The sequence below is a fragment of the Sphingomonas sp. BK235 genome (assembly GCF_004345855.1).
Lineage (GTDB): Bacteria > Pseudomonadota > Alphaproteobacteria > Sphingomonadales > Sphingomonadaceae > Sphingomonas.
The window spans coordinates 615979-631075 of the sequence record NZ_SLXN01000003.1 but is presented as its reverse complement, the minus strand read 5'-3'; the positions used below and the strand labels follow the sequence as shown (position 1 = coordinate 631075).

General features: G+C 70.8%; 11 protein-coding genes. 2 read left to right on the top strand and 9 right to left on the bottom strand.

Features of this window, described 5'->3' with window-relative positions; all coding sequences use genetic code 11:
- Window position 1 precedes the first annotated feature (1 nt).
- The 3 genes from EV292_RS11865 to EV292_RS11855 all read right to left on the bottom strand — a co-directional run bounded on the left by EV292_RS11865 (window position 2) and on the right by EV292_RS11855 (window position 4055).
- Complete coding sequence (locus tag EV292_RS11865; protein ID WP_132909385.1) at window positions 2-754, bottom strand: SDR family oxidoreductase; 753 nt, start codon at window positions 752-754, stop codon at window positions 2-4.
- Complete coding sequence (locus EV292_RS11860) at window positions 751-1884, bottom strand: fumarylacetoacetate hydrolase family protein (protein WP_132909384.1); 1134 nt, start codon at window positions 1882-1884, stop codon at window positions 751-753. Before EV292_RS11860 ends, EV292_RS11865 begins: the two co-directional genes overlap by 4 nt.
- Before the next feature lie 110 nt (window positions 1885-1994).
- Window positions 1995-4055 (bottom strand): EAL domain-containing protein, encoded by a 2061-nt coding sequence (locus tag EV292_RS11855; protein WP_165927084.1) that lies wholly within the window; start codon window positions 4053-4055, stop codon window positions 1995-1997.
- A 117-nt stretch (window positions 4056-4172) separates the two neighbouring features.
- On the opposite strand from EV292_RS11855, the gene EV292_RS11850 reads away from it, so the two are divergent.
- Window positions 4173-5999, top strand: coding sequence for a DUF885 family protein (locus tag EV292_RS11850; protein WP_132909382.1), 1827 nt, complete (start codon window positions 4173-4175; stop codon window positions 5997-5999).
- Window positions 6000-6080: 81 nt separating this feature from the next.
- On the opposite strand, the gene ilvD is transcribed toward EV292_RS11850, so the two are convergent.
- From ilvD to dapA, 6 genes are all read right to left on the bottom strand, one after another.
- Window positions 6081-7802, bottom strand: a complete 1722-nt coding sequence (gene ilvD / locus EV292_RS11845; RefSeq protein ID WP_132909381.1) for a dihydroxy-acid dehydratase — start codon at window positions 7800-7802, stop codon at window positions 6081-6083.
- Between the two features lie 146 nt (window positions 7803-7948).
- Complete coding sequence (locus EV292_RS11840) at window positions 7949-8296, bottom strand: response regulator (RefSeq protein ID WP_132909380.1); 348 nt, start codon at window positions 8294-8296, stop codon at window positions 7949-7951.
- Window positions 8297-8347: 51 nt separating this feature from the next.
- The gene (locus tag EV292_RS11835) at window positions 8348-10744 is read right to left on the bottom strand and encodes a response regulator (protein ID WP_132909452.1); all 2397 of its coding nucleotides are present in this window, start codon (window positions 10742-10744) and stop codon (window positions 8348-8350) included.
- Between the two features lie 167 nt (window positions 10745-10911).
- Window positions 10912-11454: a DUF2062 domain-containing protein gene (locus EV292_RS11830; RefSeq protein WP_132909379.1), complete on the bottom strand. Its 543-nt coding sequence runs from the start codon at window positions 11452-11454 to the stop codon at window positions 10912-10914.
- A 15-nt stretch (window positions 11455-11469) separates the two neighbouring features.
- Window positions 11470-11952 carry an SsrA-binding protein SmpB gene (smpB, locus tag EV292_RS11825; RefSeq protein WP_132909378.1) on the bottom strand — a complete coding sequence of 161 codons (483 nt, stop codon included), beginning with the start codon at window positions 11950-11952 and terminating at the stop codon, window positions 11470-11472.
- A 165-nt stretch (window positions 11953-12117) separates the two neighbouring features.
- Window positions 12118-12999 (bottom strand): 4-hydroxy-tetrahydrodipicolinate synthase, encoded by an 882-nt coding sequence (gene dapA, locus EV292_RS11820; protein ID WP_132909377.1) that lies wholly within the window; start codon window positions 12997-12999, stop codon window positions 12118-12120.
- A 113-nt stretch (window positions 13000-13112) separates the two neighbouring features.
- On the opposite strand from dapA, the gene EV292_RS11815 reads away from it, so the two are divergent.
- On the top strand, window positions 13113-15083 hold the full coding sequence (locus EV292_RS11815; RefSeq protein WP_243693731.1) for a lytic transglycosylase domain-containing protein: 1971 nt from the start codon (window positions 13113-13115) through the stop codon (window positions 15081-15083).
- Window positions 15084-15097: the final 14 nt, after the last annotated feature.

Sequence of the window (15097 nt, the reverse complement as noted above, 5' to 3'; positions counted from 1 at the left end):
CTCAGCGCCAGCCGGCGTCGACGAAATAATCGTGCCCGGTACACATGCGCGCGTCGTCCGAGGCGAGAAACAGCGCCAGCGCCGCGACATCCGCGGGCTGGATCCGCCCGTCCAGGCATTGCGCCGCGACGATCTCGGCCTCGCCCTCGGGCGTGTACCATTTCTCCTGTCGCGGGGTCTGGACGTTGCCCGGCACGATCGTGGTGACGCGGATGTTATCGCGACCCAGGTCGCGCGCCATGCTGCGCGTCATCCCCTCGATCGCGGCCTTGGCGGTCTGGTACAGCACCAGATCGGGCAGGCCGAGATGCCAGCTGATCGACCCGAAGTTGACGATCGCGCCCCCACCCGCGCGCTTCATGTGCGGCACCGCCGCCTGCGCCGCGAAGAACAGATGGCGCAGGTTGACCGCCATCCGCTCGTCCCAATAGGCCGGGGTCACCTCGGCGATGCTGTGGCGATCGTCGTTGGCGGCGTTGTTGATCAGCACGTCGAGGCCGCCGAGCGCCTGTGCGATCGAGTCGATCGTGCCCGGCAGCGCGGCGACGTCGGTGAGGTCGCAGCCACGGAACAGCGGCGCCGGGTCGAGCCGCGCGGCCAGCGCGGCGCCCGCCTCGGCGTTGACGTCGACGAAGGCGACGCGCGCGCCCTGGCGCGCGAACGCCTCGACCAACCCCGCGCCGATCCCGGTCGCGCCGCCGGTGATCAGCACCTTCTTGTCACGCAATGACGGATAGGTCGCCGGCTGGCTCACGCGGCGGTGCCCAGCAGGCCGCGCGCGGCGAGGTTGCGGATCAGCGCGCCGATGCCGACTTCCCAGGGCGCCGCCTCCTTCGAGGTGACCACCCGGTTGGTCAGCCGGCCGAGCCGCTCGCTCTCGATCGTGACGCGATCACCGACCTTGTGGGTGAAGCCGCGGCCGGGCTCGTCGCGATCCTGCACCGGGGCGAACAATGTGCCGAGGAACAGCACGAAGCCGTCGGGATATTGATGCTCGGACAGCGTCTGGCGCACCAGGTCGAGCGGGTCGCGGCTGATCTCGGCCATGTTGCTCTTGCCGTCGAGCACATAGCCGTCCTCGCCCTCGATCCGCAGCCGCACCTCGGCGCCGCGCACGTCGTCGATCGTGAAACTGTCGTCGAACAGCCGCACCAGCGGGCCGAGCGAGCAGGAGGCGTTATTGTCCTTGGCCTTGCCGAGCAGCAGCGCCGAGCGCCCCTCGAAGTCGCGCAGGTTGACGTCGTTGCCGAGCGTCGCGCCGATCGCAGTGCCGCGGCTGTCGACCAGCAGCGCGACCTCGGGCTCGGGGTTGTTCCAGCTCGAATCGGAGCGGATGCCGATCTCGGCGTCGGGGCCGACCGTCGCGAGCACCGGCGCCTTGGTGAACACCTCGGCGTCGGGGCCGATCGCCACCTCGAGATATTGCGACCACAGGCCGTCCTCGATCAGCGCCGCCTTGAGCGCCGCCGCCTCCGGCGTGCCCGGCACAACCGAGCGGATCGAGCCGCCGACGCGCGATTCCAGCCGCCCGCGGATCTCGGCCGCGGCGGACCAGTCGCCGCGCGCGCGCTCCTCGATGACGCGCTCGATCGCGGACACCGCGAAGGTGACGCCGCACGCCTTGACGCATTGCAGATCGACCGGGCTGAGCAGCGCGAGCCCGGCGGCGTCGAGCGCCCCGAGCGAGCGGCCGCCCGCGCCGGAGAGATCGCCCGCCTCGACCAGCATCGCGACCGTGGGCGCCACCGCCGACATGTCGAACGCCTCGCCCGCGATCACCAGGAGCGGGATCGGCCCCTCCGCCGTGTCGGCGCGGCCGATGAAGCGGCCCCGCGCCCAGTCGTGCGGCAGACCCGACGCGGTCGCGTCCTGTTCGAGCGCCATCACCCCTCCCCATCAAGCCGGCTATTGATAGCGCTACCAACACGGTTGCGGGGGATGTGTCAAGACAATGCCCGTCGCGCGCCGCGACGCGCGGCGCCCAGGCCGTGTCGCTAGGCGATCATTCCCGCATAAGCGGCAGACCGCAAGACGCTTTCTATCTTCTCCGGCCGGCCGAGCAGATATCCTTGCACCTGCGGGAACGCCCAGCGCCGCAGCAGCGCGAGCTGTTCCTCGGTCTCGACCCCCTCGGCCGCGACCGGGACGCCGAGGCTCTCGCCCAGCGCGGCAATGCTGCGCACGATCGAGGCGGACGGCGGATGGGTCAGCATCGCCGAGACGAAGCTGCGATCCACCTTCAGCTTGTCGAAGCGGAAATCGCGCAGGTTGCCGAGCGAGGAATAGCCCGTCCCGAAATCGTCCATCACGATCCGCGCGCCGCGCTCCTGCAACGCGCGCAACACCTCCAGCACCGCCTCGCGGCGATGACCGAGCAGGGTCGCGCTCTCGGTCACCTCGAACTCGAGCCGATCGGGCGCGATGCCGTGGCGTTCGGCGAGCGCGAGCAGATCGTCGGCGAGCCCGAGCTTGCGGAACTGCACCGGCGAGAGATTGAGCGCGAGCAGCGCGTGATCCGGCCAGCCGCGCGCCGCGATCATCGCCTGCTCCGCGACCCACAGCCCGAGCGAGTCGATCCGCCCGCTCGATTCGGCGAGCGGGATGAACTGGTCCGGCGGCACGTCGCCGAGTTCGGGATGGTGCCAGCGCAGCAGCGCCTCATAGCCGATCACGCGCAACGTCTGCGCCTCGGCCATCGGTTGATAGACCAGCGACAGCTCGCCGCGCTCGACCGCGCCTTCGAGGTCGCGCGACAAGCGCCAGCGCAGCCGCGTCTCCTCCTTGAGCGCGTCGTCGAAGAAGCGCGCGGTGTGCCGCCCCTCCGACTTGGCGCGGTACATCGCCATGTCGGCGAGATTGTAGAGCTCCTCGCGCGCCTGCTCGGCGCCGGAGAGCGCGACGCCGACGCTCATCTGCACCGGCACCTCGTCGCCCGCGGTGGCGTCGCAGGCGCGGAAGATCCGCATCAGCAGCGCCTCGGCGGCGCGCGGCTGATCGGCGGCGACCTGGATGATCGCGAACTCGTCCCCGCCCAGCCGCGCGACCATGTCGTCGGCGCGAACGCAGGCGGTGAGCAGCTGCGCCGCGCGGTTGAGCGCGCGATCGCCACCGGCATGGCCGAAGCGATCGTTGACCGACTTGAAGTCGTCCAGATCGATCGCGAACACCGCGACGCGCTCGCCCGTCCGGGTCGCGCGCGCCAGATCGTGCGCGAGCCGCTCCTCGAACAGCAGGCGGTTGGGCAGGCCGGTGAGCATGTCGTGATGCGCGAGGAACTCGATGCGCTTCTCGGCGCGGCGGCGCTGCTCGACCGCGTCGCGATATTCGTTGAGGCCGCGCGCGAGGTCACCGATCTCGTCGGCCCGGTCGCGCCCGGCGACCTTCACCTCGGTCTCGGCGCCGGTGTTGAACTGGCGCAGCTGGTCCGCGATCGCGACGATCGGCCGCAGCACGCGTCGCCGCAGCCACAGCACCGAGGCGAGCAGCAGCAGCAGCACCGCCAGCACGCCAAACACGATCCGCGAGATGCTGGCGTACAGCTCGCGCGAGCTGCGCGCGACCGCGGCGTCGATGCGATTGACCAGCACCATCCGCGCCGCCGCACGCTCACGCTCCAGCACGCGCAGCGCGGCGAGAAACTCGGGCATGTGTCGCGCGATCTGCCGCGGCTCCGCGCGCGCGTCGCCGATCAGCAGCGCGGCCAGGTGCGCGAAATCGGCGGTGGCGCGATCCCGCGCCGACCCCGCCGGACCGAGCGACCCCTGCGTGGCGCGGAACGTGGCGAGCGCGCGCTCCACCCGCCGCCACTGCACCGGCGTGATCGCACGCGGCACCTCGGCGGCGCGGGTCACCTCGCCGATCGCGAGCCGGAGCTGCTGCTGCGCGCGATCCTGCGCGTCCTCGACACGCAGCCGCTCGCTCAGCCGACGGACCGACTGATTGGCGTGCCGCACGTCACCCGCGACGATCCAGCCCGCGGCGAGCAGCAGCAGCACCACGGCCACGACCGTTCCGAACGCGGCGATCACACGGGTCGAGATTGACGTCGGCAGCACGGCTCCTCCGAGGACGAGCGTCATAAGCGTGAAGGCTTACTCAATCATGAGCGGCGACGCCGCGCTTGCCTACCCCGGTCGTGCCCGGCACAGACCGGGGTTCAAGGGAGATCATCGATGAACAGGCGCAATTTCATCGCCGGCGCGACCGCCGCCGCGACCGCACCGGCATGGCCGGCGCTGGCGGCGACGCCGGCGACCCCGGCGAACGGCGACGCGGCGCTCCGCGCGATGCTGGACCGCTTCTTCTATGCCCGGCTGGAGGAAAGTCCCGAACAGGCCACGCGGCTCGGGCTCGACAGCGGCGCGCGCGTGGGGCTCAAGCGCCGCCTCGACGACGGTTCCTCGGCCGCGCAGACGCGCGCCCTGGCGCGCGCCAGGCGCGAACTGGCGGCGCTGCGCGACGTCGAGCGAGCGTCGCTCTCGCCCGCGGCGCGGCTCGACCTCGACGTCGTCACCTACCAACTCACGCAGGCGATCGCCGGCAGCGAGCGCTTTCCCTATGGCGCGACGATGGGCCGGTTCGCGCCTTATGTGCTGAGCCAGCTCACCGGCGCCTATCGCGACGTGCCCGACTTCCTCGAATCGCAGCATCGCGTGCGCGACGCGGCCGAGGCGGATGCCTATCTGGCGCGGCTCGACGCGCTCGCCGGCGCGATCGAGGACGACAGCGCGCGCCAGCGTGCCGACGTGGCGCGCGGGGTGTTCGCGCCCGACTATATCCTCGACACGACGTTGCGCCAGCTCGCCGCCTTCCGCGACCAGCCCGCCGCCGAGACCGCCGCGGTGCGGTCCTTCGCCGCCAAGCTGGCCGCGGCCGGGCTGCCCGCCGCGCGCGCCGCGCAGGCGCAGGCGTTGGTCGAGCGCGAGGTGTTCCCCGCGCTCGATCGCCAGCGCGCGCTCGTCACCGAGCTTCGCGCCCGCGCGGTCCATGACGCGGGCTGCTGGCGACTACCCGACGGCGAGGCCTATTACGCCGCCGCGGCGGAGGCGGCGACGACGGTGCCGCTGTCCGGCGACGAGATCCACCGGCTCGGGCTCGCGCAGGTGGCGGAGATCGGCGCGCGGATCGACACGATCCTCGCCGCACAGGGGATGAGCCGCGGCACGGTCGGCGAGCGGCTGGTCGCGCTCAACCGGCGTCCAGACCAGCTGTATCCGAGCGACGACGCCGGGCGCGAGGCGCTGCTCGCGCAGCTCACGCGCCAGATCGCGGCGATGCAGCGGCGCCTGCCCGAGGCGTTCACCTCGCTGCCCAAGGCACCCGTCGAGGTGCGCCGCGTCCCGGCCTCGATCCAGGCGGGGGCGCCGGGGGGCTATTACCAGAACGCCTCGCTCGATGGCTCGCGCCCGGCGATCTATTACATCAACCTGCGCGACACGTTCGACCGACCCAAGTTTGGTCTGGCGACGCTGACCCACCATGAGGCGGTGCCGGGTCATCACCTGCAGGTGACGCTGGCGCTGGAGAGCGAGGACATCCCGCTGATCCGCCGACGCGGCTTCTTCTCGGGCTATTCGGAAGGGTGGGCGCTCTACGCCGAACAGCTCGCCGACGAGATGGGGATGTACGAAGGCGATCCGCTCGGCCAGGTCGGCTATCTCCAGTCGCTGCTGTTCCGCGCGACGCGGCTGGTGGTCGACAGCGGGATGCACGCCAAACGCTGGAGCCGCGAGAAGGCGACCGATTACCTGATCGCGACCACCGGGATCGCGCGCGGGCGCAGCCAAAGCGAGATCGACCGCTATACCGTCTGGCCGGGTCAGGCGTGCAGCTACAAGATCGGGCACACCGTCTGGGCGCGCCTGCGCGACGAGGCGAAGGCGCACCCGGGCTTCGACCTCAAGCAGTTCCACGAGGTGCTGCGGCTCGGTGCGATGCCGCTCACCGTGCTGGAAACAACGGTGCGCGAACGCTGGGGAGCGACCGCCCCGCGCGGCTGAGCGCGCCGCGATGCGATCGTCCTGAGCGGCGCGGCGCCGCTCAGGACAGGTCCGACGCCCCGTTCGTCGCGCTCGTGCCGCTCAGATGTCGGCGAAGACGTGCCGCTCGGCCTTGGCACCGGGATGAGTCACCGCGCCCTGATAGGCCGGCCCGACATTCTGCGCGTAGCGCCACAAGGCGCCTGCGCCATAGCCATTCTCGCGCCCCCGCCAGCGCGCGAGGCGCTCGGTGAGGACGTCCTGCTCGACCAGCAGGTCGATCGTTCCCGCCTCGGCGTCAATACGGATGACGTCGCCGTCCTCGACCAGCGCGATCGGGCCGCCCTCGGCCGCCTCGGGGCCGACATGACCGATGCAGAAGCCGCGCGTGCCGCCCGAGAAACGCCCGTCGGTGATCAACGCGACCTTCTCGCCCATCCCCAGCCCGTAGAGCGCGGCGGTGGTGGACAGCATCTCGCGCATCCCCGGCCCGCCCTTCGGCCCCTCGTAGCGGATCACGATCACCTCACCCTCCGCGATCCGGCGCGCCTCGACCGCCGCGAACGCGTCCTCCTCACAGTCGAAGCAGCGCGCCGGCCCCTCGAACTGGAGCCGGTGCATGCCAGCGACCTTCACGATCGCGCCATCGGGCGCGAGCGAGCCGCGCAGCCCGACGACGCCCCCGGTCGGGGTGATCGGGGTGGAGACGTCGTAGATCACCTTCTGGTCGGGGTTCCACGTCACCTGGTCGATGTTCTCGCCCAGCGTCCGACCCGTCACCGTCAGGCACTCGCCGTCGAGCAGCCCGCCAGCGAGCATCGTCTTCATCAGCATGTAGACGCCGCCGGCCTCGTACATGTCCTTCGCGACATAGCGACCGCCGGGCTTGAGGTCCGCGATATAGGGCGTGGTCTTGAAGGCCTCGGCGACGTCGAACAGGTCGAAGTCGATCCCCGCCTCATTGGCCATGGCGGGCAGGTGGAGCGCGGCGTTGGTCGACCCGCCCGTCGCGGCGACCACGCGCGCGGCGTTGATGAAGGCGGCGCGGGTGCAGATGTCGCGCGGACGCAGGTTGCGCGCCACCAGCTCCATCACCTGCGCGCCCGCGGCCACCGCGATCTGCTCGCGGGTGGTATAAGGTGCCGGGACCATGTTGCTGTTCGGCAGGGACAAGCCGATGGCCTCCCCGACGCACGCCATGGTGTTGGCGGTGAACTGACCACCGCAGGCGCCATGCCCCGGGCAGGCCACCTTCTCGAGCTCGTGCACCTCGGACAGGGGGCAGGCACCCGCGGCATATTTACCGACCACCTCGAACACGTCGACGACGGTGACGTCACGATCGTGGAACCGGCCCGGGAGGATCGACCCGCCGTAGACGAAGATCGACGGGATGTTGAGGCGGAGCATCGCCATCATCATGCCCGGCAGCGACTTGTCACAACCGGCGAAGCCCACCAGCGCGTCGTAGCAATGCCCGCGCACGCTGAGCTCGACCGAGTCCGCGATCACCTCGCGGCTGACGAGCGAGGCCTTCATCCCCTGATGGCCCATCGCGATCCCGTCGGTGACGGTGATCGTGTTGAAGCGACGCGGCATGCCCCCGCCCTGCTCGACCCCGCGACGCGCCGCATCGGCCTGCGCGTCCAGCGTGGTGTTGCACGGCGCGCTGTCGTTGCCGGCCGAGGCGAGCGCGACGAACGGGCGCGCGATCTCCTCCTCGCTGAGGCCCATGGCATAATAATAGCTGCGGTGCGGCGCGCGCTCGGGGCCGACCGACACATGGCGGCTCGGCAGGCGGGACTTGTCGAAGGTCTGGGTCATGTCGCGCACGCCTATGTCGCGGAAGGGGGCGTTGACGCAAGTATGTTGTCGCAACGGCGGCCGCCGCCATTGCTTTTACGTGCGGACCCGCCACGACCGCCGCGCCGACGGCGGCAGAGGCAACGGCCCCCACCCCCGATCATCGGTCACCCGAGCTCGGCGAGCGCCTTCTCGACATTGTCCATCGTGAAGGGCTTGGCCAGCCGCGGCCGCTCGCGATGCTCGGGTGCGATCTCGTCCCCACCCCCGCCGGTCGCGAAGACGAACGGAATGGCCCGCGCCGCCAACGCGTCGGCGATGGCGAAGCTCTTCTCACCGCCGCGCAGGTTGACGTCGAGGATCGCGGCGTCGATGCCGCCCGCCTCCACGAGCGGCAGCGCGGCCTCGACGCTGTCGGCCGTGCCGGCATGCCCTTTCTCGAGCGCGTCGAGGAAATCCTCGAGCATCATCGCGATCAGGGGTTCGTCTTCGACCAGGAGCACGCGCATCGTCATGCGCGTGCCATAGCGCGTGGGCGCGCGCGTGCAACAGGGCGCGTATACCCGTTATGAAGCGGTGCGCGCCCCGTCCTGTGCCACCAGCACGTCGCGCGTCGCTTCGGCCAGCTGCTGCACCGAGAAGGGCTTGGGCAGGAACGCCACATTGTCGAGGTCGATCGAGCGGCGCAGCTGTTCCTCGGCATAGCCCGACATGAACAGGATCGGGATGCCCGGATGCACCTTGCGCAGCTGACGCGCCAGCGTCGGCCCGTCCATCACCGGCATCATCACGTCGGATATGACCAAGGTCGGCCGGTCGACCCCCTGCATCAACTCCATCGCGGCCTCGCCATTCTCGGCGGCGAGGACGGTATAGCCCTGACGCGCGAGCGCGCGCTCGGCGACCGCGCGCACCATATCCTCGTCCTCGACCAGCAGGATGGTGCCGCTGCCCCACAGATCGCCCGTGCGCTGGCGCGTCGCCGGCTTGCTCGCCGCCGGCGGGGCGCCTGCCTCGGCGGTACCGGCGGTATAGACCGGCAGGTAGATGGTGAACGTCGCGCCCTGTCCCGGTCGCGAATCCGCGAAGATGAAGCCGCCCGACTGTTTGACGATGCCATAGACCGTCGACAGGCCGAGCCCCGTGCCCTTGCCCACCTCCTTGGTGGTGAAGAAGGGTTCGAAGATCTTGGGCAGCACCTCGGGCGGGATCCCGGTGCCCGTGTCGGCGATATCCAGCGCGGTGTAATCGCCGATCGGGACGATGTCGCTGCCGCGGCGGCGGATCTCGGCGATCGGCACCGAGCGCGTCTGGATCGTCAGCTTGCCGCCGGTTCCCTTGCTCAGCATCGCGTCGCGCGCGTTGACCGCGAGATTGACCACCACCTGCTCGAGCTGCCCCGGATCCGCGCGCACCGGCCCCAGGTCACGCCCATGCTTGACCTCGAGCGTCACCGTCTCGCCCATCAGGCGACGCAGCAGGTTCGACACTTCGGAGACGACGTCGGGCAACTGGAGCACCTGCGGACGCAGCGTCTGCTGGCGCGAGAAGGCGAGGAGCTGGCGCGTCAGGCTGGCGGCGCGGTTGGAGTTGGCGCGGATCTGCTGGATGTCGTCATAGTCGCTGTCGCCGGGCGAGTGACGCATCAGCATCAGGTCGCAATGACCGATGATCGCGGTGAGGATGTTGTTGAAATCATGCGCCACACCGCCGGCGAGCTGACCCACTGCCTGCATCTTGGTGGCCTGTGCCACCTCGCGCTTGAGCCGGTTCTCCTCGCCATTGTCCTTGAGGCTGAGCAGGACCGCGGCATCCCCCAGCCCGCGCGCGGCGGCGATCGAGAGCGCGACCGGCTCGTCGGGATGATCCTTGAGCCGCACCGCCAGGTCCATCGAGCGCGCCCCGCCGCTGGCGCGACGGATCGCGTCGGCCACCGCCGCCTTGTCCTCGCGCACGACGAGATCGCCGGGGTAGGTCGGCGCCGAGCCCGGCTCGACGCTGGCAGCGCGCGCGAAGGCGCGGTTCATCTGGGTGAAGCGCCCCTCGCGATCGACCAGCGCGACGCCGAAGGGCATCAGCATCAGCAACCCTTCCAGATCCTCCGCAGCGCCGGCACCCGCGATGCCATTGTCGGCGTCGACCATCGCCACCAGGATCGGCGCGTCACCATCCTCGCCGAGCGGGATCTGAAGCAGCCGCATCGGCGTGGAGGACGCACCCTCCGCAAGGAAACGCACCGTCCCGCCCGGGTCTTCGGTCAGGAAGCGCGCGAGATCCTCGTCGACGATCGTCCCGTCCGGGGCGCCGGTGGCACGCGAGCGCAACACCGCATTGGCGGCGAGGACGTGGCCGTTGGCGGTGATCAGCGCCGCCATCACCCCGGCCGCGCCGAGCTGGGTGCCGAGCGCACCGTCGATCGACTCGAGCAACCGCGCGACCTGGCCGGTCGGCACGTCCGCGCTGACGAACCGCCAGATCAGGTAATCCTGTTGCTGACCGGTGCGCGCGATCACCGCGTCGATCGCGCCCGCCGCGCCGCGCAGCGCGGCGCGCGCGACGCCGTCGCGCCACGCCGCGCGGCCAGCGACCCCGAGCTGCCCAGCGCCGTCGCCCACCAGCGGCAGCGCCGGGGGGGTCGGGAATCCCCCGAACAATTGCTCATAGCGGTCGTTGGCGCATACCAGCCGGCCGCCGCGGTCGGTGATCGCCACGGCGTCCCCGCTCGATTCGGCGAGCGAGCGGACCAGCTCCCAATCATGCTCCACCGCAGGGCCGTTTTCCGGGCCGGCGCGCAGCCGGACCAGCGCGACCGCGACCCCGGCGAGCACCAGCGCCGCCGCGACGAACCCCGCCGCGACCGCCATGTCGCCGATCATCCACAGCACCAGCGCCGCCGCGATCACCCCGGCGAGCGCGGCGATCGCGAGCGCGGCGCGCGGGCCGCGCCACCAGGCGCCGCGCATCTCGAGCGAGGCCAGCGGCATCATCGCGCCCCGCTCACGATCGAGCAGGCGACGGCGTGGCGGCGGCGGTCAGAGGCAGGGATCGTGGCATCCTCTCGTCAACCCTTCTGCGGGATGCAGCTTGTCTTAACCACGCCGGCGCCGCGGCGCCAGCATCGCGCGGCACGTCAATGGCAGCTGCCGCGATCGTGGCGGTGGCGCCACTTGCGCGCGATCCACAGCCGCCAGCCGAGCGCCGCCAGCGCATAGCCCGCGACCGCGGCGACCGCGGTGAGCACCAGCAGACCCAGCACCAGCGGCGGTCCCGCGTCCCACAACCATTGCAGCCAGCCGGTCGCCGCCTCCGCGACCGGCTGCGCCACCGCGGGCGCGTTGGAGCGCAGCAGCCAGGCGCCGATCTGATAGGCGGCGAACAGGATGAAGGGGGTGGTGAAGGGATTGGTGATGAAGGTCACCAGCGCCGCCACGGGCACGTTGGCGCGGAACGGCAGCGCGATCAGCGCGGCGATCGCGATCTGCGCGACCGGGAACAGGATCCCCGCCACCATCCCCAGCGCCACCCCGCGCGGCACCGACCGGCGCGTGAAGCGCCACAACTCGGGCGCGAGCACGCGATGCGCGACCGGGCGCAGCAGCCTGCTCTTCTCCATCGATTCGCGCGTCGGCAGATTGCGCCGGCTCCATGCCGCGATCCGGTCCCATGCCGTCATCGGTCGCGCCGCCACTCAGCTATGCTCACGCAGCACGCGTCCAGCCTCGCGCTTCCACTCGCGCGCCTTGATGTGCTCGCGCTTGTCATGCGCCTTGCGCCCCTTGGCCAGCGCGAGCTCGACCTTGGCGCGGCCCCTGGCGTTGAAATAGACCGTGAGCGGGACGAGCGTCATGCCCTCGCGCGCCACCGCGCCGTGCAGCTTGTTGATCTCGCGCTCGTGCAGCAGCAATTTGCGCGGGCGCTTGGGTTCGTGGTTGAAGCGGTTGCCATGGCTGAACTCGGGGATGTTCGAGTTCACCAGCCACACTTCGTCGCCGGTCACCTCGGCATAGCTCTCCGCGATCGACCCCTCGCCGAAGCGCAGGCTCTTCACCTCGGTGCCGGTGAGCACGATCCCCGCCTCATAGGTGGTGTCGATCGCATAGTCGAAGCGCGCGCGGCGGTTCTCGGCGACGATCTTCTTCTTGTCGAAGGTGGCAGGCTTGGGACGCGACATGCCCGCGATGTAGGCGCAGCCGCGCGTCAGGGCAAAGGGGGCATCGTCGCTTTCGCCGCGGGCGCGTGCGGGGGCGGCTCAGCGGCCGTGCGGGATCCTGAGCCGCACCATCGCCCGCTCGCTGACGAAGCCCCCGACCCTGCCAGGCCCTCCCCGCCGCGGCCGCTACAGCGCCGCGTGCGCCAGCGCGGCGTCGACCGCCGCGCGGCTGGTCTCACCGGGCCAGGTCATCGGCAGCCGCAACCCCTCGGGGAAGCCGGGCCGCACGCGCGTCATCGCGTATTTCACCGGCCCCGGCGAGGCGTCGCTGAAGAGCGCGGCGTGGAGCGGGAACAGGCGGTCGTGGAGCGCCAGCGCCTTGGCCGCGTCACCGGCCGCACAGGCCTGCTGGAAGTCCGCGCTGAGCCGCGGCGCGACATTGGCGGTGACCGAGATGCACCCGACGCCGCCCATCGCGTTGAAGGCCAGCGCCAGATCGTCGTTGCCCGAGAGCTGGCAGAAGTCGTTCCCCAGCGCGGCGCGGTGCTGCGACACGCGCTGGAGGATGCCGGAGGCGTCCTTCACCGCGACGAACAGGCGCGGGAAAGCGGCGACGATGCGCACCAGCGTCTCGGGCTGGATGTCGGTCACGGTGCGCGCGGGCACGTTGTACAGGACGATCGGCAGCGGCGCGTGCTGCGCCAGCGCCTCGAAATGGCGGAAGATCCCCTCCTGCGAGGGACGGTTGTAATAAGGCGGCACCATCAGCGCCGCGTCGGCACCCGCTTCCTTCGCGGCGCGCAGGTTGGCGGCGGCGACGCGCGTGTCGTTCGACCCCGCCCCCGCGATCACCGGCACGCGCCCGCGCGCCTGATCGACGCAGAGACGAACGATCGCGAATTGCTCGTCCTGGGTCAGCGTCGCCGCTTCTCCCGTCGTGCCGCATGGCACCAGCGCGGTCGAGCCCTCCGCGATCTGCCATTCGATCAGGTCGCGATAGGCGCGTTCGTCGAACCCGCCGTCGCGATCGAACGGGGTGACGAGCGCGGGGATGGAACCGGAGAACATGAAGGGTATTTGCTCCTGCGACGGAATTGGGGGGCGCCGTTCAGCGCAGATACGGCTAGGGTCGCTAGTCTGTCCACCGGTCGCGTCGGTCAGTCACAGTGAAGGCGGTCTCGTTGATCCTATTCGTCGCAACAGCAGGCGCCGCGATCCTCGCGGTCGGTCAATATGGTAGCGTCAGCGCGCCGCAAAGCGCGCCGGTTCCTCCGCCACCCCCGTCCACGACGGCGCCCCTCCCCGGACTGGCGCAGCCGCTGGCGCAATGGAAGGTGCTGCAACAGACCGATGCCCTGCCCTTCGACAGCTACGTCAGCTTCCTCACCGCGCACCCGGGCTGGCCCGGCGAGGCCGCGCTGCGCCGCACCGTGGAGCGCAAGGCGTCCGATCCCAATGTCGCGCTCGCCAGCGTCGCGGCCTATTGCCGCCGCTGGTCGCCGCTGACGAGCGCGGGGTGGGTCGCCTGCGCGCGCGCCTATATGGCGACGGGGGCGAGCGCGCAGGCGCAGGAGGCCGCGCGGACCGCGTGGCGGCTGGGCTCGCTGTCGGGTCAGGACGAATCGGCGCTGCTCAGCCAGTTCGGCGGATCGTTCACCGCGGCCGACCATGACCGCCGCTTCGATGCCTCGCTGTGGCAGGGCAACACCGGCGCGGCGGCGCGCGTCCTGCCCTATACCAGCAGCGCGGCACGACCGCTGTTCACCGCGCGGCTCGCCTTCCGCACCGATGCGCCCGAGGCCTCGTCGCTGGCGGCGAGCAACGACGCGATCGGCGCGCGCGATCCCGGCTATATCGCCGACAAGGCGACCTGGCTGCGCGGCGCGGGCGCCTCGCCCAGCGCGCGTTCGTGGCTGGCGCGGACGCGCAGCGGCATGACGCTGCCCGGGAACGTCGAGAAATTCTACGAGGTGTTGCTGGTCAACGCGCGTGCCGCCGCGGCCGACAATCAGTGGCAGACCGCCTATGACATCGCGCGTCAGATCGACGACGCCTATCCGCCGGGCACCGACGTCTCCACCAAGGGCTATGGCGAGCGCGACGATTATACCTCGCTGGCCTGGCTCGCCGGCCAGGCGGCGACCAAGCTGAACCGCCCCGCCGACGCGCGCGCGATGTTCGAGCGCTACGGCCGCGCCAGCCAGGCGCCGCAGACGCGCGCCAAGGGTTTCTATTGGGCCGCCCGCGCCGCCGAACGCGCGCGCCAGCCCGACACCGGCACGCTGTTCGAGCGCGCCGCCGGCTATCGCGACCAATATTATGGCCAGCTCGCGATCGAGCATCTCGGCCGCAAGCTCGTCGCGCCGCCGCCTGCACCGACCCCCGCGATCGATCCGGCGGCGCGTCAGGCGTTCAACGCGCGCGAGATCGTCCGCGCCGCGCAATTCCTCGGCCAGACCGGGCAATATCAGGACCAGACCGCGTTCGTGAAGCAGATCGCGGCGGTCGCCAAGAGCGACACCGACCATTATCTGGCGGACGAACTGTCGCGTCAGCTGCGCCGCCCCGATCTCGGCGTGCTGGTCGGGCGCAGCGCGATGCAGAACGGCCTGACCGAATATAGCGCGAACGGCTTCCCGACCGTCGCGGTACCCAGCGGCTATGAGGACCAATGGACCCTGATCCACGCGGTCGCGCGGCAGGAGAGCCAGTTCGATCGCACCGCGCGCAGCCCGGTGGGGGCCTCGGGGCTGATGCAGCTGATGCCCGCGACCGCACGCGAGCAGGCGGGCAAGCTGGGCCTGTCCTATGACGCCGGGCGACTGGTGACGGACACGGGCTACAACATTCAGCTCGGCTCGAGCTATTTCCAGCGCATCTTCGGGCTATACGGCAGCTACCCGCTGGCGATCGCGGCCTATAATGCGGGGCCGGGCAATGTGAACAAATGGCTCCGCGCCAATGGCGACCCGCGGACCGGCGGGGTCGACATGGTCGATTGGGTCGAGGCGATCCCCTATTCGGAGACGCGCAACTATGTTCAGCGCGTGCTCGAGAATGCGGTGGTCTACGACCTGATGAACCCGCCGCGTGCGCGCAGCCGCGGGCCGAACAATCTCAGCTGGTATCTGGGCCGTCGCGCCGGCGGTTGACCCGCCGCGTCCGG

Bases quoted from the DNA above. Each gene is read 5' to 3' on its own strand.
- EV292_RS11835 (WP_132909452.1), bottom strand. From the start codon at position 10,744: ATGCGCGGCGCCTGGTGGCGCGGCCCGCGCGCCGCGCTCGCGATCGCC.
- ilvD (WP_132909381.1), bottom strand. From the start codon at position 7,802: ATGACCCAGACCTTCGACAAGTCCCGCCTGCCGAGCCGCCATGTGTCG.
- EV292_RS11850 (WP_132909382.1), top strand. From the start codon at position 4,173: ATGAACAGGCGCAATTTCATCGCCGGCGCGACCGCCGCCGCGACCGCA.
- EV292_RS11860 (WP_132909384.1), bottom strand. From the start codon at position 1,884: ATGGCGCTCGAACAGGACGCGACCGCGTCGGGTCTGCCGCACGACTGG.
- smpB (WP_132909378.1), bottom strand. From the start codon at position 11,952: ATGTCGCGTCCCAAGCCTGCCACCTTCGACAAGAAGAAGATCGTCGCC.
- dapA (WP_132909377.1), bottom strand. From the start codon at position 12,999: ATGTTCTCCGGTTCCATCCCCGCGCTCGTCACCCCGTTCGATCGCGAC.
- EV292_RS11830 (WP_132909379.1), bottom strand. From the start codon at position 11,454: ATGACGGCATGGGACCGGATCGCGGCATGGAGCCGGCGCAATCTGCCG.
- EV292_RS11840 (WP_132909380.1), bottom strand. From the start codon at position 8,296: ATGACGATGCGCGTGCTCCTGGTCGAAGACGAACCCCTGATCGCGATG.